At 71.9% G+C, this 20,388-nt stretch carries 16 protein-coding genes; 5 read left to right on the top strand and 11 right to left on the bottom strand.

From position 1 onward, the window contains the following. Positions 1–309: 309 nt before the first annotated feature. The 3 genes from JT723_RS19880 to JT723_RS19870 all read left to right on the top strand — a co-directional run bounded on the left by JT723_RS19880 (position 310) and on the right by JT723_RS19870 (position 4,021). Positions 310–1,800: a sugar ABC transporter ATP-binding protein gene (locus tag JT723_RS19880; RefSeq protein WP_205046057.1), complete on the top strand. Its 1,491-nt coding sequence runs from the start codon at positions 310–312 to the stop codon at positions 1,798–1,800. After that, positions 1,793–2,896, top strand: coding sequence for an ABC transporter permease (locus JT723_RS19875; RefSeq protein WP_240165892.1), 1,104 nt, complete (start codon positions 1,793–1,795; stop codon positions 2,894–2,896). Before JT723_RS19880 ends, JT723_RS19875 begins: the two co-directional genes overlap by 8 nt. A 63-nt stretch (positions 2,897–2,959) precedes the next feature. Then, positions 2,960–4,021, top strand: a complete 1,062-nt coding sequence (locus JT723_RS19870) for a substrate-binding domain-containing protein (protein ID WP_205046056.1) — start codon at positions 2,960–2,962, stop codon at positions 4,019–4,021. 83 nt (positions 4,022–4,104) lie between these two features. Here the strand turns inward: JT723_RS19870 and JT723_RS19865 are convergent, their stop codons facing one another. From JT723_RS19865 to JT723_RS19815, 11 genes are all read right to left on the bottom strand, one after another. After that, positions 4,105–7,056 carry a PQQ-dependent sugar dehydrogenase gene (locus JT723_RS19865; RefSeq protein ID WP_205046055.1) on the bottom strand — a complete coding sequence of 984 codons (2,952 nt, stop codon included), beginning with the start codon at positions 7,054–7,056 and terminating at the stop codon, positions 4,105–4,107. Between the two features lie 101 nt (positions 7,057–7,157). Further along, a complete protein-coding gene (locus JT723_RS19860; protein WP_205046054.1) occupies positions 7,158–8,384 on the bottom strand; it encodes a ThuA domain-containing protein in 1,227 nt (408 codons plus the stop codon). A gap of 267 nt (positions 8,385–8,651) precedes the next feature. Beyond that, entirely contained in the window at positions 8,652–9,971 is a 1,320-nt protein-coding gene (locus JT723_RS19855) for an ROK family transcriptional regulator (protein ID WP_205046053.1), read from the bottom strand. Positions 9,972–10,432: 461 nt separating this feature from the next. Then, positions 10,433–11,221: a ferritin family protein gene (locus JT723_RS19850; protein WP_205046052.1), complete on the bottom strand. Its 789-nt coding sequence runs from the start codon at positions 11,219–11,221 to the stop codon at positions 10,433–10,435. 144 nt (positions 11,222–11,365) lie between these two features. Continuing rightward, positions 11,366–12,478, bottom strand: coding sequence for an endo-1,4-beta-xylanase (locus tag JT723_RS19845; RefSeq protein WP_205046051.1), 1,113 nt, complete (start codon positions 12,476–12,478; stop codon positions 11,366–11,368). Between the two features lie 162 nt (positions 12,479–12,640). After that, entirely contained in the window at positions 12,641–13,987 is a 1,347-nt protein-coding gene (locus JT723_RS19840) for a cryptochrome/photolyase family protein (RefSeq protein WP_205046050.1), read from the bottom strand. A 112-nt stretch (positions 13,988–14,099) separates the two neighbouring features. Continuing rightward, the gene (locus tag JT723_RS19835) at positions 14,100–15,644 is read right to left on the bottom strand and encodes an SDR family oxidoreductase (RefSeq protein ID WP_205046049.1); all 1,545 of its coding nucleotides are present in this window, start codon (positions 15,642–15,644) and stop codon (positions 14,100–14,102) included. A gap of 159 nt (positions 15,645–15,803) precedes the next feature. Then, entirely contained in the window at positions 15,804–16,178 is a 375-nt protein-coding gene (locus JT723_RS19830) for a hypothetical protein (protein WP_205046048.1), read from the bottom strand. Positions 16,179–16,297: 119 nt separating this feature from the next. Beyond that, the gene (locus tag JT723_RS19825) at positions 16,298–16,696 is read right to left on the bottom strand and encodes a roadblock/LC7 domain-containing protein (RefSeq protein ID WP_251513178.1); all 399 of its coding nucleotides are present in this window, start codon (positions 16,694–16,696) and stop codon (positions 16,298–16,300) included. Positions 16,697–16,746: 50 nt separating this feature from the next. Next, a complete protein-coding gene (locus JT723_RS19820; protein WP_205046046.1) occupies positions 16,747–17,535 on the bottom strand; it encodes a transcriptional regulator in 789 nt (262 codons plus the stop codon). Beyond that, on the bottom strand, positions 17,532–17,885 hold the full coding sequence (locus JT723_RS19815) for a hypothetical protein (RefSeq protein ID WP_240165911.1): 354 nt from the start codon (positions 17,883–17,885) through the stop codon (positions 17,532–17,534). Before JT723_RS19815 ends, JT723_RS19820 begins: the two co-directional genes overlap by 4 nt. A 323-nt stretch (positions 17,886–18,208) precedes the next feature. Here JT723_RS19815 and JT723_RS19810 point away from each other — a divergent pair, with 323 nt between their 5' ends. Together JT723_RS19810 and JT723_RS19805 are read left to right on the top strand one after the other, a co-directional pair. Then, positions 18,209–19,900 (top strand): MDR family MFS transporter, encoded by a 1,692-nt coding sequence (locus tag JT723_RS19810; protein WP_240165891.1) that lies wholly within the window; start codon positions 18,209–18,211, stop codon positions 19,898–19,900. Between the two features lie 19 nt (positions 19,901–19,919). Further along, positions 19,920–20,381 carry a universal stress protein gene (locus tag JT723_RS19805; protein WP_205046045.1) on the top strand — a complete coding sequence of 154 codons (462 nt, stop codon included), beginning with the start codon at positions 19,920–19,922 and terminating at the stop codon, positions 20,379–20,381. Positions 20,382–20,388: the final 7 nt, after the last annotated feature.

Genomic DNA, 20,388 nt, shown 5'->3' with positions numbered 1-20,388 from the left:
AGGTCCGGCCCGCCCCAGCGACTAAGCCAAGGCAAACCTTACGCATTCCGCCGGAGGGCGGTCTGCACGGGGGTAGTCGGATGCGTCACACCGCCGCGCGCGCCCGGCGCCGGGGCCGCCGTACGCCGGCCCCGTGCGGTGCCGGTGAAGCGCCGTCAGGTTTCCAAACTGGTGCCGTCCCCACTCTTGCCCTCCTACCCGCTCCTTATTAGTTTGTTCGCTGAACTGACGAACGAACGCTTTGTGTCTCTCCCGGCACGCACAGTTCTCCCCTCCCAAGGTGGCAATGTGAGTTCTCCTCTGCTTCGAATGCGGGGAATTACCAAGGAATTTCCCGGTGCCAAGGCGCTGGACGGTGTCGATCTGGACGTCGAACCAGGAGAGGTGCACTGTCTACTGGGCCAGAACGGCGCCGGAAAGTCCACCCTCATCAAGGTGTTGGCCGGTGCGCACCAGCCCGACAGCGGCGATCTGGCGTGGGACGGCGAACCGGTGGTGCTGCCCAGCCCGACGGCGGCGATGCGGCACGGGATATCCACCATCTACCAGGAACTCGACCTGGTCGACGGCCTGTCGGTGGCCGACAACATCTTCCTCGGCCACGAGCGCGCCCGCTTCGGCCTCACCCGGCGCGGCGAGACCGCCACCGCCGCCCGCGACCTGCTGCGCTCACTCGGCCACCCGGAGATCGCCCCCGGCACGGAGGTCGGCAGCCTCTCCCCGGCCCAGCAGCAGATCGTCAGCATGGCCAGGGCGCTGTCCCACGACACCCGGCTGATCGTGATGGACGAGCCGTCCGCCGTCCTCACCCAGGACGAGGTCGGCAACCTCTTCCGGGTCATCGGGGAGCTGACCGCCGCCGGGGTCGCCGTCCTCTACATCTCGCACCGGATGGCCGAGATCCGCGCGATCGGCACCCGGGTCACCGTGCTCAAGGACGGCCGCACGGTGGCCGGCGGCCTGCCCGCGGACACGCCCACCGCCCAGCTCGTCGCGCTGATGACCGGCCGGGAGAGCGCGTACGACTTCCCGCAGCGCGTCCCGGGCGGTGAACCGCCCGAGCGCGACGAGGTGCTGCGGGTCGAGCACCTGACGCAGCCCGGCAGCTTCGAGGACGTCAGCTTCACCGTCCGCGCGGGCGAGATCGTCGGCCTGGTGGGCCTGGTCGGGTCGGGCCGCTCCGAGATCCTGCACGCCGTCTACGGCGCCACCCGCCCGGCGTCCGGCACCGTCCTGGTCGACGGCAAGGCGCTGCCGCCGGGCCGGGTCACCGCCGCGGTCAGGGCCGGGGTCGGCCTGGCACCCGAGGAACGCAAGAGCCAGGCGCTCTTCCTGCAGGACAGCGTCGTACGCAACGTCAGCATCTCCTCGCTCGGCCGCTTCTCCCGCTTCGGCTGGCTGGACCGCCGCCGGGAGACGGCAGCCGCCGCCGAGCGGGTCGCCGCGCTCGACCTGCGCCCCGCCGACCCGCAGCGCGCGGTCCGCACGCTGTCCGGCGGCAACCAGCAGAAGGCGGTGCTCGCCCGCTGGCTGCTGCGCGGCTGCCGGGTGCTGCTGCTCGACGAACCCACCCGGGGGGTGGACGTCGGTGCGCGCTCCGAGCTGTACGCACTGGTGCGGGAGCTGGCCGACTCCGGGGTCGCGGTGCTGTTCGTCTCCAGCGAGGTGCCGGAAGTCCTCGGCCTCGCGGACCGCGCCCTGGTGCTGCGCGAGGGCCGGATCGTCCATGAGGCCGCTGCCGCCTCGCTCAAGGAATCCCACGTACTCGACCTCGTGATGGAAGAGAGCGCGCATGAGTGACCAGACCACGCCGAGACCCGCGCAGGAGGACGCCCCCGGGCTGCCCGCGCAAGCCGGGTCGGGCGCCGGCGTCGCGACCAGGCCGTCGCTGGTGAAGGAGGGGCCGGACCCGGGGGCGGCAGGACCCGGCGGCGGGCTCGGCCGGCAGTTGCTGCGGCTGTTCCCGCTGCACCAGATGCACAGCCTCGGGCTGCTGGTGGTGCTGATCCTGCTGGGCGTCGTCGGCACCGCGACCTCCGGCAATTTCCTGACCAGCAACAACATCGTCAACATCCTCACCAGCGCCGCCGTCATCGGCGTCATCACCGTGGGCCAGACCTTCGTCATCATCGGCGGCGGCATCGACCTGTCGGTCGGCGCGATCGTCGCGGTGGCCTCGGTGTGGTGCACCACGGTGGCCACCCAGTCGCACGGCCTGGCCGGGATGCTCTTCACCGCCGTGGTGGTCGGCGCGGCCGTCGGGCTGCTCAACGGCATCCTGATCGCCTACGGCAAGATCGTCGCCTTCATCACCACGCTGGCCATGATGGCCTCGGCCCGCGGTGTCGCCGAGCGGATCTCCGACCGGCAGTCGCAGGTCGTCACGGTGGACTCCTTCAACCGGATCGCGACCGACAAATTCCTCGGCATCCCGCTGCTGGTCTACCTGATGGCCGCCATCGTGGTGCTGGGCTGGCTGCTGCTGAACCGTACGACCTTCGGCCGGCACACCTTCGCCGTCGGCGGCAACCCGGAGGCGGCGCGGCTGGCGGGCATCGCGGTACGCCGGCACACCATGCTGCTCTACCTGCTGTCGGGGGTGTGCTGCGGGGTGGCCGCGGTGATGCTCACCGCCCGTACCACCAGCGGCGCCAGCAACCTCGGCAACCTCTACGAGCTGGATTCCATCGCCGCGGTGATCATCGGCGGCACGCTGCTGGCCGGCGGGCGCGGCTCGCTGTTCGGCTCGATCCTCGGCGTCCTGGTCTTCACCACGATCACCAACATCTTCGTGCTGAACAACCTGACCACGGACATCCAGGAGATCGCCAAGGGCCTGATCATCCTGGCCGCCGTCCTGCTGCAGCGCACCCGCGGTGCACGCTCACCGGCCTGACCCCACGGCCGCCCCTTTTTCCTCTTTTTCCTTCCCGCATCCACCCTCGAAGGGAACATCCCTATGAAAGAGACCGGACCCACGTCCATGGGGCGCAGAAACATGCTGCTCGGCGCGGGCGCCCTGGGCGGCGGTCTGCTGCTCTCGGCGTGCACCAGCAACTCCAACGGCGACGCGGACAAGGCCAACGTCAAGGCGACGACCGCAGCGTCGGGCAGCACTCCGGGCAAGCACGTCACCATAGGCTTCTCCGCGCCGGCCGCCGACCACGGCTGGATCGCGGCGATCACCAAGAACGCGAAGGCGCAGGCGGGGCAGTTCACCGACGTCAGCTTCCAGGCAGCCGAGGGCACCAACGACGTCAACGCGCAGATCAGCGCCGTCCAGACGCTGATCGACAAGAAGGTCGACGTGCTGGTGATCCTGCCCTTCGACGGCAAGGCGCTGACCTCGATCGGCGCGCAGGCGATGGACGCGGGCATCCCGGTGGTCAACCTCGACCGGGTCTTCGACAACTCGCTCGCCTACCGCACCTGGATCGGCGGCGACAACTACGGCATGGGCGTCAACGCCGCCCAGTTCATCATCAAGACGCTCAAGGCCAAGGGCGTCAGCAAGCCGGTGATCGGCGAGATCGCCGGCATCGACAACCTCGATCTCACCAAGCAGCGCAGCCTGGGCTTCAAGGAGGCGCTGGCCAAGGCGGGCTTCTCGGTGAGCATCCGGCAGGCCGCGCAGTTCACCGCGGACAGCGGCCAGCAGGTGATGAGCAACGTGCTGCAGGCCCGCTCCAAGCTGGACGCGGTCTGGAACCACGACGACGACCAGGGCATCGGTGTCGAGGCGGCCATCAAGCAGGCCGGGCGCAGCGAGTTCTTCATGGTCGGCGGCGCGGGCTCCAAGCACGCCATGCAGGAGATCAAGGCGGACAGCGGGGTGCTGAAGGCCACCGTGGTCTACCCGTCGAGCATGTCGGCCTCCGCGGTCACCCTGGCGCGGCTGATCGGCCAGAGCAAGGGCATGGGCGACCTGGTCGAGCAGGAGGTGCCGACGTCCATCACCCTCTTCTCGGCGACCGTGACCAAGGACAACGTGGACCAGTACCTGCCGACGTCCTTCACCTGAGGCCGCCGCGCCGGTGGAAGACCCCCGCATGGAGCTGCCCCGGGCCGTCAGCCCGGGGCAGCTCCGTGTCGGCAGCCGGTGGCTCACCCGGTGTTCAGGTCGAACTCCTCCCAGGGGCCGATGGCGTCCCGGTTGGCGATCAGCGCCGCCGCGCCGGCGTTCTCCGCGGTCACGTACTTGCCGTTGACCGTGGCCTTGAGGCTGATGCTGCCGTCGGAGTTGTGGATCAGCTGGAAGGTCTCCCAGGAGCCCTGCGCCGCCCGGTTGGCGATCAGCGGCTGGGCGCCGGCGTTCTCCGCGGTCACGAACTGGTTGTTGACGTGGGCGCGCAGCGCGATGTTGCCGCCGCCCAGGTCGATCTCGTCGAACTTCTCGTTGGTGCCCACCGTCGTGCTGCCGGCGATCAGCGGCTGCGTGGTGCCCGGCGCGGTCACGTACTTGCCGTTGGCGTGTGCCTTGAGGCTGATGCCGGTGCCGCCGCCCGGGGTGCCGGGGGTGCCGACTCCGGCGCCGTTGAACATCATCCAGTTGACGTTCATCAGCGCACCGGGGCCGGTGTGCCCCGACGGGTTGCGGGCGACGAAGTACACCTTGCCGCTGCCGCCCGGCACGTTGCCGAGGCTGGCGGTGACGTCGGTGTAGGTCTGCCAGGCACCGGTGGCCGGGACGGTGGCGGTGCCGAGCAGGGTGCCGGTGGGGGAGTTCCAGCGGACCTCGATGCGCCCGCCGGCATTCGCCGAGGCGGTGCGGAAGCCGATCGAGGTGATGTTGGTGAGCGCGATGGGTGACACGCTCCAGTAGTCGCCGTCCTCGATGAACCCGATGTCCTGGCCGCCGCCGGCGCTGTCGGCGCCGTTCTCGACGGTGACCCCCGGGGTGTCGGTGCCCTGGCCGTCACCGGCCCGCCCGGTGTCGGTGAAGAACTCCGCCTGCTTGTGCTTGGGTTGCAGGGTGATCTGCGCCCGGCCGGTCAGCGGGGCCGCGGCACCGCCGCTGCCGCCCTTGTCGGTGTAGCTGGCCTCGATGACGTAGAAGACGTTGTCGCCGTCGCTGTGGCCGTTGGACAGCGTCGTGCTGACGGTGGCGCTGCACCCGGAGTACTGGTCGAGCGGGTGGCCGTGGGTGTCGTGGCCCAGGATGGCCTGGATCTTGACCTGGCCGCAGTCGACTGTGCCGTCCTCGGGGTCGGTGACGCTGACCGCGAAGTCGACCTTGTCACCCCATTCGAAGACGCCGCCGTTGGGCGGGGCGCTGATGGTCAGGGTCGGCATGGTGTTGCCTGCGGTGATGTCGATGCTCGCGGTCGCGATCTTGCCCGCGCTGTTGGTGACGGACAGGACGGCGGTGTAGTTGCCGACCGTGCTGTAGGTGTGGCTGGGGTTGGCGCTGGTCGAGGTCGCGCCGTCGCCGAAGGCCCACCGGTAGGTCAGGGAGCCGCCTGCCGGGTCGCTGGACCCGGCGCTGGAGAAGTTCACCGCGAGCGGCGCGGGACCGCTGGTGCGGTTGGCGCTCGCCGAAGCCACCGGCAGCGCGCCGCCGTTGAGGTAGTCGATGCGGTAGATGCCCGCGTCGGCGTTGTTGCCGCCGTAACCGGTGCCCCACTCGACCATGTAGAGGGCGCCGTCGGGGCCGAACTTCATGTCCATCGGCTTCTTGAACGACACCGACGGCAGGAAGGTCTGGATGTCGTCGGTGCCGGTGTTGTCCGACTTGACGTGGAAGGTGTAGACCTTGCTGGTGTTCCACTCGGAGAAGATCGCCTGCCCGTCCATCGCGGCCGGCCACTTGCGGTCCGAGACCAGGCCGGCGTCGTAGCGGTAGACCGGACCGGCCATCGGGGCGCCGCCGCTGAGCAGCGGGAAGTTGTTCGGGTCCGCGCTGTAGTGGTACCAGACGTCGGCCGGGGTGGCCGGCGGGAGCTTGGTCAGCCCGGTGTTGTTCGGGGAGTTGTTGGTCGGGCCGCCCGCGCAGTCGAAGGCCGAGCCTGAGGTCTTGGTGGCGAAGTTGTAGTCGATGTACGGGGTGTTGTTCCCGATGCAGTACGGCCAGCCCGCGTTGATCGGCTTGCTCAGCAGGTCCCACTCGACGGTGTTCTGCGGGCCGCGGCCGGCGTTGGCGGCGCCCGCGTCGGGGCCGTAGTTGCCGACCACGGGGAAGCCGGTCTTCGGGTCGAGGGCCAGCCGGAAGGGGTTGCGGTAGCCCATCGCGTAGATCTCGGGCCTGGTCTTGTCGGTGCCGGGCGGGAAGAGGTTGCCCGAGGGGATGGTGTACGTGCCGTCGGCCTCCGGGTGGATGCGCAGCACCTTGCCCGACAGGCTGTTGGTGTTGCCCGCCGTGCGCTGCGCGTCCCAGTTGGCCCGGCCGGCCTGCTCGTCGATCGGCGTGTAGCCGTCGGAGGCGAAGGGGTTGGTGTTGTCGCCGACGGAGAGCCACAGGTTGCCGTTCTTGTGGTCCATGGCCATGCCGGCGCCGTGGTGGCAGCACTCGGCGCGCTGGACGGGGATCTCTAGGACGACCTTCTCGCTGGACATGTCCATCGTGGAGCCGTTGACGGTGAAGCGGCTGAGCCGGTCGACGCTCGCCGACGAGGGCGAGTAGTAGAGGTAGATCCAGTGGTTGGTGGTGAAGGCCGGGTCCAGGGCCATCGCCAGCAGGCCGCTCTCGTTGGCGGTGAAGACGCTCAGATGCCCGGCGGTCACGGTGGTGCCGCCGGTGTTGATGATCCGCACGTCGCCGAGCATGTCGATGAAGAAGACCCGGCCGTCACCGGCGATGTCCAACTGCAGCGGGTTCCCGCCCGAGTTGTTCAGCAGCACCTTCTGGAAGCTGCTGTCGGGGACGCCGGCGACGTTCGGTTCGGCCGCGGCGGCCGCGGACGCGCCGGGGGCGGCGTCGGCGGGAACGGTGGCGAGCACTCCGAGGACGGGCAGCGTGAGCAGTGCCACCGTCAGCGTGAGCCATTTCAGCAGCCGGGTGCGTACGCGCGGGCGCGGTGGTCGTAGTCGTACGGACAACACGTGGGTCTCCTTGGTCATGGGTGGTCGCGTCGAACACGGAGGCTCAACTGATCATGGGCATGACAGGTCATCACGGCTGCGGATGGCGGGTGCGGCCGTGCTGCCCTGGTGCCGCGGTCTCAGCTCGTGGAGAGGTCGAACTCCTCCCACGGCCCGATGGCCGTGCGGTTGGCGATCAGCGCCGCCGCGCCGGCGTTCTCCGCGGTCACGTACCTGCCGTTGACCGCGGCCTTGAGGCTGATGCTGCCGTCGGAGTTGTGGATCAGCTGGAAGGTCTCCCAGCCGGCCGCCGCAGCCCGGTTGGCGATCAGCGGCTGGGCGCCGGCGTTCTCTGCGGTCACGAACTGGTTGTTGACATGGGCGCGCAGCGCGATGTTGCCGCCGCCCAGGTCCACCTCGTCGAAGGTCTCGTTGGTGCCCACCGTCGTGCTGCCGGCGATCAGCGGCTGCGTGGTGCCGGGCGCGGTCACGTACTTGCCGTTGGCGTGCGCCTTGAGGTGGATGCCGTGCTCCACCGGCGGCGGCGTGGAGCCGGCCGAGCAGTCGGCGGCCACGGCGCCGGCCGCGGTCTGGATGCCGCCGAGCAGCAGGTGCAGGAAGTTCGGCTCGGTGTAGCTCTCGATGGTGTGGCCCATGCCGGTGTACCAGGCACGCCCGCCGTCGAAGTCGTGGCACCAGGTGGTGGGGTGGTCGGCGCCCATCGTCGAGCCGCTGTAGGAGCTGTCGTCCACCGAGGCCAGGACATGCACCGCGGAGCGCGGGTTGGTCTGGAAGTCGTACCACTCGTCGGTGTGGGTGTACGAGTTCGGCAGGCCCGCCGTGGACGGGTGGGTGTGGTCCTCGACGTCGACGGTGGCCGGCTGGATGGCGGGGTGCTGCTTGAAGTACGCGCCGACCAGGCTGCCGTACCAGGACCAGCTGTAGCCGCTGTCGGAGGCGGCGTGGATGCCCACGTAGCCGCCGCCGTTCTCGATGTAGCGCTGGAAGGCGTCCTTCTCCGACTGGGTGGTGACCGGGTCGCCGGTCGCCGACAGGAAGACCACGGCCGCGTACTGTGCCAGGTTGGCGTCGGTGAACTGCGTGTCGTCCTCGGTGGCGACGACGGTGAAGTTGTTCTGCAGGCCGAGCTGCTGGATCGCGGCGATACCGGCCGGGATGGAGTCGTGCCGGTAGCCGGTGGTCTTGGAGAACACCAGGACCTTGAAGGGCGCCGCCGCGGCCGGGCCTGCGAAGGCCCGTGCGGGGGCGGCGTCCGCCGCGGGCGCGGCGGCGGTCAGTAAGGCTGCCGCGGACAGGCTCAGTGCCGCGAGCAGGGCGAGACGGGTGCGTGGGCGGGGCGTGCGCATGGCGGCTCCTCGTGTGACGCACTGCGGGGGGATGCGGGCATGCCCCTGGTACGTGGTGGGGTCAGGGGATGCCTCAGCTCCGACGTGGCGCGCTGATCAGCGCAAACCGCGAGCGGAGTGATGAATTGGTTCGTTGGTTCAAAAAACTAATTGGCAGGGCGCGGAGCGTCAAGGGTTGTCACAGACAAGCCACCGAGCGCGTGCGCCCCGCCTGCATCGCTCCTTCGACGGCTGATTCGACGGCCCCGGGCGGGAGTTGATGATCCTTCAGAGCATCGGGCTGGTCAGGTCGATGTACGCCGACGGGTCGCGCAGGATCGCCTGCACCCCGGCGCCCGCCGCGCCACGTACCGCGGCCTCGGTGCCGAGCCCTGACACCTGCAGCCGGTCGGACCGCCAGCGGCCCGAGGTGACCCGCTCGTGCAACTGGACCTGGAGGCTGGGGATCAGCCAGGGCGCCAGGCGGGCGTATATCCCGCCGATCACCACCTCCGGCGGGTCGAGCAGGTTCACCGCACCGGACAGCGCCACGCCCAGCGCCCGGCCGGCCACCGCGAGCGCCCGGACCGCGGCCTCGTCGCCCTCGGCAGCCAGCGCCGCGAGCCGCTCCACGGGCGCGTCGGCCTCGGCCGGCGGGTCCTGCAGCGCGGAGCGCCCGGCACCCCCGCCAGGACCGCCGCCGGTACGGGTCGCGGTGGCCGTCGCGGCAGGGGCCGAGCCCAGCCGGGTGGCGCTGACCGAGTCCAGCGCGGCGGCCTCCAGCAGTGCGTCCTGGCCCGCGTAGCGCTCCAGGCAGCCGCGCGCGCCGCAGCCGCACTCGGGCCCGTCGGGGAGCACGGTGACATGCCCGATCTCCCCGGCGAAGCCGCCGCCGCGGAAGAGGGTGCCGTCCACCATCAGTCCGGCGCCGATGCCGATCTCGCCGGACACGTACAGGAAGCTCGCCCCCGCGCCCGCGGGCCGCGCCTGGAACTCGCCGATGGCCGCCAGGTTGGCCTCGTTGTCCACCGACACCGCGAGCCGCTGCCGGCCCAGGCCCCGTACCAGCAGCTCGCCCGCGGGGACATGGCGCCAGTCCAGGTTGGGCGCGTGCAGCACCTTGTCCTCGTGGACGAGGCCGGGGACGCCCAGGGTCACCTGGACCGGGGTCAGTCCGGCCCGCCGGGCGGCGGCGCAGGCCCGGGCGGCGAGCCGCCCGGCCGAGTGCAGCGTCTCCTCGGCGTCCCGGCCGCGGTTGTCGGCGTGCTCGGTGAGCCGGACCCGGGGTGCGCCGGTCAGGTCGGCGACGCAGACCGCGGTGTAGTCGACGTTGACCTCCACGCCGACGCCGGCTGCGCCCTGCGGGTTGAGGGCGAGCGCGCCACCGGGGCGGCCGACCCGGCCCTGGTTCTCCGGCACGTGCTCGACGACGAGGCCGGCCAGCCGCAGTTCCTCCACGAGTGAGGAGACGGTGGCCTTGGTCAGGCCCACCCGGGCGGCGACGGTGGCCCGGGACGCACTGTCACTGGCGGCGACCTGACGCAGTACCAGCGCCAGGTTGTGCCGGCGCATGCTCTGCTTGCTCGCCGGCTGCCCGCCGCCGTTCATCACGCTGCGACCTTTCTCCGCCGATGCGCACCGCAGGGGGCGCCGCCCGGCGAACCTCTCTGGCCCATTTATTCATTCAGCAAACTAATAGACGCTCCACCGCAGGTCAACGGCCTTCAAGACACTCACAGGAAGGCTGTAGGAGAGGGTGGACCGTACGGTGGCAGCCGTAGGCGGCCGCCCGGGGTGACCGGCGGCGATCGCCTGCGGATGCCGGGGATGCACCTTACGCGCCGACTTCCCATGACTCGACCCCGGCCCCCCGACTGCCGGGAGACTGCCCCAGGCTTGCCGAAGCCGCCCCGGCGCGTGGCCGGTTCGACCGATTCTTGACCGCCTCTTGCCGCAAAGGAAAGGGGTGATTAGTTTATTCGCTGAACTGACGAACAGCTATCCCGGCGCCGCGCGCGGTGTCGGTCTCCCGTACACCGGCGACGCCGGGATGAGCGGCGGGATCCAGGTCAGGTGGTGGCCTCGGCCGCGACCGGGCCGCCGCCGAGGGCGTTGCGGCGGGCGGGCATGGCCAGCGACGTCATCCGCCGCCAGCCGGCGGCCCGCTCGTAGAGGTAGACCGCGTGGATGCCGGCGCGCAGCACCGCCGACTTGGCCGCCGACCAGTGCAGGATCTCGCCCATGTGCGCCATCACCGCGAGGCTGACCCCGCGGTAGACGCGGATCTCGGCCATCGCGCACTCGCGCAGCGTGCGGTGGATCTGCCGGGCGTGCCCGGCGGCCGCCAGCCGCAGCAACTCCTCGTGGCAGTACGCCAGGTGGTTGTCCTCGTCGCGGGCGATCTGCCGGACCGCCCTGCCGATCTCCGGGTGGTCGGCGAAGTGCTTGAGCAGCAGCGCCATCTGCTCGGAGGCCCGCTGCTCGGTCACCCGGCTGTGCGCCAGGTAGGTGACGATGTCCTGCTCGCTGAGCGGCTGGTCGGCCCGCAGCCGGGAGTGGGCGAGCCCGATGCCGGCCCGCTCCAGCAGCATCGTGTAGTCCGTGTCCGCGGGGACGTCGGCCGGCTCCAGACCGCGCCCGTGCAGCAGGCCGTTGAAGATCCGGCCGTGCTTGTCCTCGTCCGCCCCGTGGCGGGCGATCTTGGGGGCCAGCTCCGCCAGTCCCGGCGGCACCAGGGCCGCGATCCTGCCGTTCTCCCAGCCGCCCTGCGATTCGCCGCTGGCGGCGATGGAGCAGAAGAGCCGGAAGGACTCGTCGTTGTCGAGGATCTCCGTGAAAAGACCGCGCGCCGACAGCACCACGCCTCTCCTCTCGCCGTCCACCGGGTGTCACGACGAGTCAAGGTCGGTGCCGCGCTGCCCGCAACCGGAGGGCCCCGCGGCTGGGCCGTACGGAGGAGGCCCCCGCCGGGACCGGGTGTTCGGTCCCGGCGGGGGAGCCGGTCAGCGGCCGGCCAGGGTGAGGTCCTGGCTGATCACCGTGTAGGCGGTCTTGGGCTGGTAGTTCTCGTCGTAGATGTTGGCCTGGCCCTCACCGGTGAAGGTGCCGGGGACCCAGGAGTACTTGTCGGTGAAGCCCCACACCGTGAAGTCGGTGCAGTGCTTGGTCAGCAGGCAGCCTTCCAGCAGCGTCTGGTAGGCCTCGTTCTGCGCCTCGACCTCGGTGTTGTCCGCGGGCAGCGGGATGCGGACGTCCGCCTCGGTGATCGCGGTCTGCACGCCGAGCTTGTCGAAGCGGGCCAGGTTGGTGGCGATGTCGTGCGGCGCCGGGTACTGCACGTCCAGGTGGCCCTGGTCGCCGACGCCCTGGATCGGCACGCCCTGCTTGCGCAGCGAGGAGACCAGGTCGTAGACCGCGTTGCTCTTCGGGTTGACGCCGTCGATGTTGTAGTCGTTGTAGAAGAGGATCGCCTTGGGGTCGGCCTGGTGCGCCCAGCGGAAGGCGTCGGCTATGTAGCCCGGGCCCAGCTTCTGCAGCCAGATGCTGTCGCGCAGCGTGCCGTCCTCGTTGAAGGCCTCGTTGACGACGTCCCACTGCCAGATCTTGCCCTTGAAGTGCGAGACCTCGGCGGTGATGTGCTGGTGCAGGATCTCGCGCAGCTCGTCGGCGCTGAAGTCGCCCGCGGTCACCCAGGACGGCAGCTGGTTGTGCCAGACCAGGGTGTGGCCGCGGACGAGCTGGCCGTGCGCCTTGGCGAAGGCCACCAGCTGGTCGGCCTGGGTGTAGTTGTACGTGCCGCGGGTGGGCTCGACGGCGTCCCACTTCATCGCGTTCTCGGGCGTGACCGAGTTGAACTGCGCGCCGACGAGGTCGGCGTACTGCGGCTCGCCGGCCAGCGCGTCGGCGTTCACTGCGGTGCCGATGTGGATACCGGCCCGGTCCGCCAGCGCCCGCAAAGTCTGGGGCGAGGGGGCGGGCTTGGTGTGCGAGCCGCCCTTGGCGGGCGCGGCTGCCTGCTGCTGGCCGGGGGAGCTGGCCATGACGTTCGGCACCAGGAAGGCCATCAGCCCGGCGGCGGCGGCGCCCACGGTGGCAACGCGGGTCATTTTGATCATGCAGGGTCCTTCGTGCAGGCGGAACGGCGTCGTTCCGGCAGAGCGAGCTACCGAATGTTTCGGACTCGATTACGCAACTTGCGGTCGCAACCTAAGGCCTGCATTCCGGGCGGTCAACACCCAGGACGGAACCGATGCTGCCGGTTTGTCCGGGGGGCGGGGTCAGTGCAGGCCGCGAGCGCGGCGGAAGCGCGCCAGGCCGTCGGACAGCGCGAGGACCGGAGCGGGGTATCCCTTGCGGTACTTTTCCGGAAGCTTCCAGGGCTCGTGCACTGCGGCACCCGGCGGCACCGCCGCCAACTCCGGGACCCAGCGCCTGACGTACTCGCCGTCCGGGTCGTGCCGGCGGGCCTGCAGCACCGGGTTGAGCACCCGGTTGGGGCGCGTGTCGGTGCCGGTGCCCGCCACCCACTGCCAGTTGAGCTGGTTGTTGGCCACGTCGCCGTCCACCAGCAGGTCCAGGAAGTGCCGCGCGCCCACCCGCCAGTCGACGTACAGCGTCTTGGTCAGGAAGCTCGCCACCAGCAGCCGCCCGCGGTTGTGCATCCAGCCCTCGGCCGCCAACTGCCGCATCGCCGCGTCGACCATGGGGTAGCCGGTACGCCCCTCCCGCCACGCGTCGGCGTCTGCGTCCGCCGCCTTGCCCGTACGCCAACGGTCCTGCCTGGTGCGGTAGTCGGCCACCGAGGCCCCGGTTCTGGCGGCCAGCACCTGGCGGTTGAAGTCCCGCCAGCACAACTGCCGTACGAACGCCGCCGCGCCGGGGCCGCCGGCCGACCGCACCCGGTGCACCGTCTCGACCGGCGACAGCGTCCCGAAGTGCAGGTGCGCCGACAGCCGGGAGGTCGCGTCGGCGGCCAGGTCGTCCTGCCCCGTGCCGTACGAGCCGAGGCCACCGCGCAGCCACGCCGACAGCCGGCGCCTGGCCGCGCCTTCCCCCGCGCCCCGCGCGCCGCCTTCCGGCAGGCCGGCCGAGCCCACCGCGTCGGGCACCCGGACGGTGCGCGGCGCCGGCAGCGTGTCGCGCAGCCGCTGCGCCGACCAGTGCCGGAAGTACGGCGTGAACACCGCGAAATGGTCGGATGCCTGCGGGGTCAGCGCACCCGGCGGCACCGCCGTGACGACCGTGTCGTGGACGTGCAGCCGCCGCCCCGCGCCGGCCAGCGCCGCCCGCAGCCGGTCCTCGCGGCGCTGCCCGAAACCGCTGTCGGCGGCGGCCACATGGACCTCGGCGGCGTCGCACTCCGCCGCCACCGCGCACACCTCCGCGGCCGGTTCGCCCGACCGCACCACCAGTCGCCCGCCGCGCTCGCGCAGCCCGGCGTCCAGGTCGGCCAGGCACCCGGCCAGGAAGTCCTGCCGCACAGGGGCCGCGAAACCGGCCCGTGCCACCGCCGGGTCCAGCACGAAGAGCGGCACCACCTCGTCGGCCCCGGCGATTGCGGCCCGCAGTGCCGGGTGGTCGTGCAGCCGCAGGTCCCCGGTGAAGAGCACCACCGCCCGCCTCATCCGGCACCCCCGGCGTCCGCTCGCCGCCACTGACGGACACATCGGATGTCCCGCCGCGCGCGGTCGCCCGCCCGCCGCCCCGCGCGGTCGCCCCCGATGCCGGTCCGCCGTCTCATCCGGCGTCCTCCGCCGCGGACGAACGGGCCGCCGCCCGGGCGATGTTGCGGGTCATGCCGCCGAAGACCGCGGCATGGAAAGGGGATACGGCCCACCAGTAGGCGTGGCCGAGCAGGCCGCGCGGGTGGAAGAGCGCACGCTGCCGGTAGCGGGTGCGGCCCTCGGGGTCGCGGTCGGCGGACATCTCCAGCCACGCCAGGCCCGGCAGTCGCATCTCGGCGCGCAGCCGCAGCAGCCGGCCGGGTTCGATCTCCTCGACCCGCCAGAAGTCAAGCGAGTCACCGACCCGCAGCCGCGCCGCGTCCCGCCTCCCCCTGCGCAATCCCACCCCGCCGGCCAGCCCGTCGAGCAGTCCGCGCACCGACCAGGCCAGCGGGAAGGAGTACCAGCCGTTCTCGCCGCCGATGCCCTCGATCACCCGCCACAGCTGCGCCGGGCTCGCCTCGACCAGGGTCTGCCGCCGGTCGCAGTACAGGCTGCCGCCCGCCCAGTCCGGGTCGGTGGGCAGCGGGTCGCTGGGGGCGCCGGGCACCGCGGCCGACGACCAGCGGGTGCTGACCTGGGCCTCCTGCACCCGGCGCAGCGCCAGTGCCAGCGCCCGGTCCACCCCGATCGGCGTGCCCGGCGGGTCGGGCACCAGCCCCGCGATGTCGTGCTCGTCGCACACCACCTCGTGCCGCAGCGACTCCGCCAGCGGTTTGGCGACCGCGGCGGGAACGGGGGTGACCAGGCCGATCCAGTGGCTGGACAGCCGCGGGGTCAGAACGGGTACGGGCACGATGACCCGGCGCGGCAGCCCGGCCACGGCCGCGTAACGCTGCATCAGCTCGCGGTAGGTCAGGACGTCGGGGCCGCCGATGTCGAAGGCCCGGCTGACGCTGTCCGGCATGGTGGCGCTGCCGACCAGGTAGCGCAGCACGTCCCGTACCGCGATCGGCTGGATCGCGGTGCCCACCCAGCGCGGGGTGACCATCACCGGCAGCCGCTCGGTGAGGTAGCGCAGCATCTCGAAGGACGCCGAGCCCGACCCGATGATGACCGCGGCCCGCAGCACGGTCGCCGGGACGCCGCACCGCAGCAGGATGTCGCCGACCTCGGCGCGCGAGCGCAGGTGCGGCGACAGCTCGCGCGCGGGCACCCCGCGCGGGGTGAGGCCGCCGAGGTAGACGACCCTGCGCACCCCGGCCGCCTTCGCCTGTTCGCCGAAGATCCGGGCCGCCGTCCTGTCCGTCCGCTCGAAGTCCTTGCCGGTGCCGAGCGCGTGCACCAGGTAGTAGGCGACGTCGATCCCGCGCAGCGCGTCCGCCACCGACGCCTCGTCGGTCACGTCGCCCGCGACCACCTCGGTGCGCCCCACCCACGGGTGGTCCCGCAGCTTGACCGGGGTGCGGGCCAGGCAGCGCACCCGGTGCCCCGCGTCGAGCAGTTCCGGCACCAGTCGGCCGCCGATGTAGCCGGTCGCCCCGGTCACCAGGCAGTGCAGCCCGGGACCGCCGGGTCCGCGGTCCTCCGGCTCGGCCTGCTGCGCCCCGCTGTCCACGTCACACCCTCTGCGCTCGGCTCGCCCGCCCGGGTGGCCGACGGTCCTTCACGGCCCAGCACACCACGGCGGGCGCCCGCCGGCCGGCCGCCCCGGTGCGCAGGTCACCCGAATGGACCAGTCGGCGGCGGGCGGGCGGGATGTCCCGCCCGCCCCGGGTCACACCTCCAGGTCGTTCTCGATGGACTTGAGCTGGTGGCGGGCCATCGCCAGGTTCGCCCGGCCGCGGTCGAGCGCCAGGTAGAGGAAGAGGCCGGACTTGCCGCGGCCGTGCAGCAGCCGGATCAGGTGGTACTGCCCGCCCAGGGTGATCAGGATGTCCTCGATCTCGTCCTTGAGCCCGAGCAGTTCCATCGTGCGGGCCTTGGCGCGCACGACGTCGGTGTTGCCCGCGGCGGCCACCGACAGGTCGAGGTCCTTGCCGCCGCCCAGGGTGCCCAGCGCCATGCCGCTGGTGTAGTCGACGAGCGCCACGCCGATGACTCCCTCGATGGAGGTCATCGCGTCCTTGAGCGCGGTTTCGGTGTTGGCCATGATCTTCGTGCTTCCCTTCGCCGGTGTCTGCTGTGTGGTCTGGTTCGCGGTCCGGTCCCCGGCCGGGTCCTGCGCGCGGCTCCTGGCCCGTCCCGCGCGCGGCCTGGGCGGCTGGTCGGTCATCGCGCACCGCCGCCCTCCGGTGCCGCGTGGGCGGCGCCGAGCAGTTCGGCGAGCCGGGTGCAGCTGCGGCGGGCCTCCAGGTGCAGCCGGCCGACGTTGGCGCGCGGCCCCGCGATCACCGCGAGGACCGCGTCCCGGCCGGCCGCGTGCAGCACGACGCAGCCGGTCTCGCTGCGGACCACCAGTTCGCGCAGCGCCTGCTGGCCCGCGCCCTCGGTGAGCCGCAGGCCCACCCCGAGGGCGGCGGCGGTCAGCGCCGCGAAGCCCTCGGCCTGCACGTCCGGCGCGTCCGCGGCCAGCAGCAGCCCGTCGGCGGTCGCCGCGAGTGCCCCGGTCACCTCCGGCAGCCGCGCTCGCAGCCCTTCCAACTCGGTACGTACCGCTGCTTCGTGCACCGTCGACCTCCTCCGCTCGGCACGCAGCGCGTGCCGCTGCAGCGCCCGTCTCACAACCGCTCCAGCGCGACCCGCAGCCGGCGCAGCAGCGCCGCGTCCGGGTCGTCGCCGATGTTCTGGAACCAGGCAGGCGCCCTGCCTGGTGTGCGCGCGCTGCCGCGCGGGGTCTCGACCAGCCCGAGTGCGGCCAGCCGGCGTACGTCCACCAGCGCGTGGAAGGCCGGCCGGCCCAGCAGCGCGGCGATCGCCGACGGGGTGCGCACTCCGTCGGCGAGGCCGAGCAGGGCCGCCTGGCGGCGCGGCAGGAAGGGCCGGGCGCCGGGCCGCAGCGCGGTCCTGGCCGCGGTCACCGGCGCCGCGTCCAGCCGCGGGTGCGGCCACAGCGACTCCAGAAGCAGCCGGCGCCGCCGGGCCTCGCCCTCCACCGCGGCCACCGGGACGCCGCCCGGCGAGCCGAACCAGTGGCGCACCCCGTGCCGGAAGCGGCTCTGGCCGCCGGCGCCGGGGGACAGCACGAAGTAGGCGGCGTCGTGCAGCGCGCCGAGCCGGCTGATCTCCAACTCGCCCGCCGCCAGCCTGCGGTGCTCGACCAGCCAGCGGCCGGTCGCGCACTCGGCGCCCGCGGCGGCCACCGCCTCCTGGAAGGCCTCGGGCGACAGCCGCCCGCCGGCCGTCAGCAGCACCTCGATGCCGGGCGCCGCGGGGCTCTCGGCGTGCACCACCTCGCCGTCGGCCAGGTAGAGCGTGCCGGTGTCCCGTATCAGCACACCCGTGGCGCGCTCCTGCGCGAGCCGCGACAGCATCGGGGACACGGGGGAGTGGGCGGCGGCCTGGCTCATACCAGCACCAGCCCTTCGGCGAGTGCGCGCAGGCCGCGCATGGCCAGGGCGAGGTTGGCCTGCTCCCGGTCCAGCCACAGGTAGAGGAACACCCCGCCCTCGTAGGGTGCTTCGGTGAACCGCAGCAGGTGGTACCCGGTGCCGGTGACCACCACGACCTCCTGCGCCGCGGGTCCCGGGCCGTCCTGGTCCGCGGTGAAGACCGGGTGCTCCGCGGTAGCCCTGGCGTATGCCGCGGTCTCGGCGGCCACCACCTCGTGGTCGCCGCCCGCCGCCTCGCCGACCACCCCGAGGGCGAGTCCGCTGACCCACTCCACCAGCGCGGCACCGCGTGCCCCCGGCAGCGCCATCGCCCGTAGCAGGCACTCGTCGATCCCGGACACACCGCTCCCCTCGGTCCACGCCGCCGCGTGGCCGCCCGGCCGGGCGGTGACGAGCAAGTTACGCTCCGTGCAGCCCTTTTCGGGGACTTCTGGCATTTTCCTGCGGTACATGCGGGGAGTTGGCCTAAGATGCCCGCCGCGTGTGCCGCCCGCGATGGCCCTGCACCGCCCGGCGGCCGTGCGCATCCGGCCCGCGATCGCCGTCGTCAGGTGCGGGCGCGCTCTATGGGCATCCGGCATCCGGCGGTATCGTTGCCCAGGGCAAGCAAGATTACGGAGAAAGAGTCCCCATGAGCGCCCAAGCAGACGCCGCGCAGACCGGCACCGCCGCACCCCCGACGGGCTACACCCACCGGCAGATCATGATCATCCTGTCCGGTCTGCTGCTGGGGATGTTCCTCGCCGCTCTGGACCAGACGGTGGTCTCCACCGCCATCTACAAGATCGGCGAGAGCCTCAACGGCCTGACCGCACAGGCCTGGGTGACCACCTCCTTCCTGATCACCTCGACCATCGCGACCCCGCTGTACGGCAAGCTCTCCGACCAGTACGGCCGCAAGCCCTTCTTCCTCTTCGCGATCTCGGTCTTCGTCGTCGGGTCCGCGCTGTGCATGCTGTCGACCTCGATGTACATGCTGGCCGGCTTCCGCGCCTTCCAGGGCATAGGCGCCGGCGGCCTGTTCTCGCTGGCCTTCGCGATCATCGGCGACATCATCCCGCCGCGCGAACGGGCCAAGTACCAGGGCTACTTCATGGCCGTCTTCGGCACCTCCAGTGTGCTCGGCCCGGTCATCGGCGGGGCGCTCGCCGGGCAGGACTCGCTGCTGGGCATCGACGGCTGGCGCTGGATCTTCCTGGTCAACGTGCCGATCGGCATCGCCGCGCTGGTCGTGGTGGCCAAGGTGCTGCACGTCAAGCAGGACCGCCGCGCCCACCGCGTGGACTCGCTCGGCGCCGCCGCGCTCATCGTCGCGCTCGTGCCGCTGCTGATCGTCGCCGAGCAGGGCCGCGAGTGGGGCTGGGGCAGCGGTACCGCACTGACCTGCTACGTCGTCGGCGCCGTCGGCATCGTCTGCTTCCTGTTGGCCGAGCGCAGGGCGGGGGACGAGGCGCTGCTGCCGCTGCGGCTGTTCCGCAACGGCGTCTTCGCGCTGGGCTCGGCCCAGTCCGCGATCATCGGCATCGGGATGTTCGGCGGCATCACCCTGATCCCGCTCTACCTCCAGCTGGTCAAGGGCAACTCGCCCACCAAGGCGGGCCTGCTGACGCTGCCGCTGGTGCTCGGCATCATGGTGCTGTCCATGGCGTCGGGCCTGATCACCTCGCGCACCGGCCGCTACAAGGTCTTCCCGATCATCGGCTGCGTGCTGCTGGTCGCGGGCATGCTGATGTTCTGGCAGATGGACGCCGACAGCAGCCTGCCGTACGTGGACGCCGCGATGTTCGTCGTCGGCGCCGGACTCGGGCTGAACTTCCAGACCATCGTGCTGGCCATGCAGAACGCGGTGCCGCCGCGGGACATCGGTGTGGCCACCTCCTCGACCACCTTCTTCCGGCAGATGGGCGGCACCCTGGGAGTGGCCGTCTTCCTGTCCATCGTCTACTCGGTCGTCGGCAGCCGGATCAGCTCCGCCTACGCCGACGCGCGCGGCACCGCCGCCTTCGACAAGGCCGCGGCCGCCCACCCCGACCAGCTGAAGATGCTCACCTCGGGCAGTTCGGGCAGCCTCAACGACACGTCCTTCCTCAACCACGTCGACCCGGCGCTCGGCCACCCCTTCAAGGTCGGCTTCACCGGCGCCATCAACGTGGCCTTCCTGGTCGGCGCGGGCGTCCTGGTGCTCGCGCTGCTGCTCTCCACGCTGCTCAAGGAGGTGCCGCTGCGGACCACCGCGGCCGCCTTCGCCGACCCGGAGGAGGGCAGGCCCGCCGCGGACAGCGCCGCGGGCGGCGGTCAGCCGGCCGACGGCTCGGCGGCGTAGCAGCCGGCACGGCAAGGCCGTGGATGTCGACCGGGCCGCCGCCCCGCGGGGTGGCGGCCGTACCGTCGTGGTCGGCCTGGACGACTCCGACTCCTCGTGGCGGGCCGCCGCCTACGCCGTCGGGCTCGCCCGCAGGCAGGACGCGCTGCTGGTGATGGTGCACGTGCTGCCGGTGCACCCGACGGCCATGCTGGCCGGCCTGTCGTGGATGCTGGCCGCCGACGACCTGGCGGTGGCCAGGCAGTTGCGGCACCGGGTGGCCGTCGGGCTGGCCGGGACGCTGGGCCATCCGGCTCCGCGCTGGGAGTTCCACATCCTGCGCGCCGCCGACGTGGTCGCCGGGCTGGCCGAGACCGCCGACGCGATGCGGGCGGACACCGTGGTGATCGGCGCCTCGCGCGGCCTGCGCCACCGGCTGTTCGGCTCACCGGGCGTCCGGCTGGTCAAGACCGGGCGGTGGCCGGTGATCGTGGTGCCGTAGCCGTAGC

Source organism: Actinacidiphila bryophytorum, from assembly GCF_016916835.1.
Classification (GTDB): domain Bacteria; phylum Actinomycetota; class Actinomycetes; order Streptomycetales; family Streptomycetaceae; genus Actinacidiphila; species Actinacidiphila bryophytorum.
The sequence above is the reverse complement of the archived record's forward strand: the minus strand, read 5'-3'. Positions and strand labels throughout refer to the sequence as shown.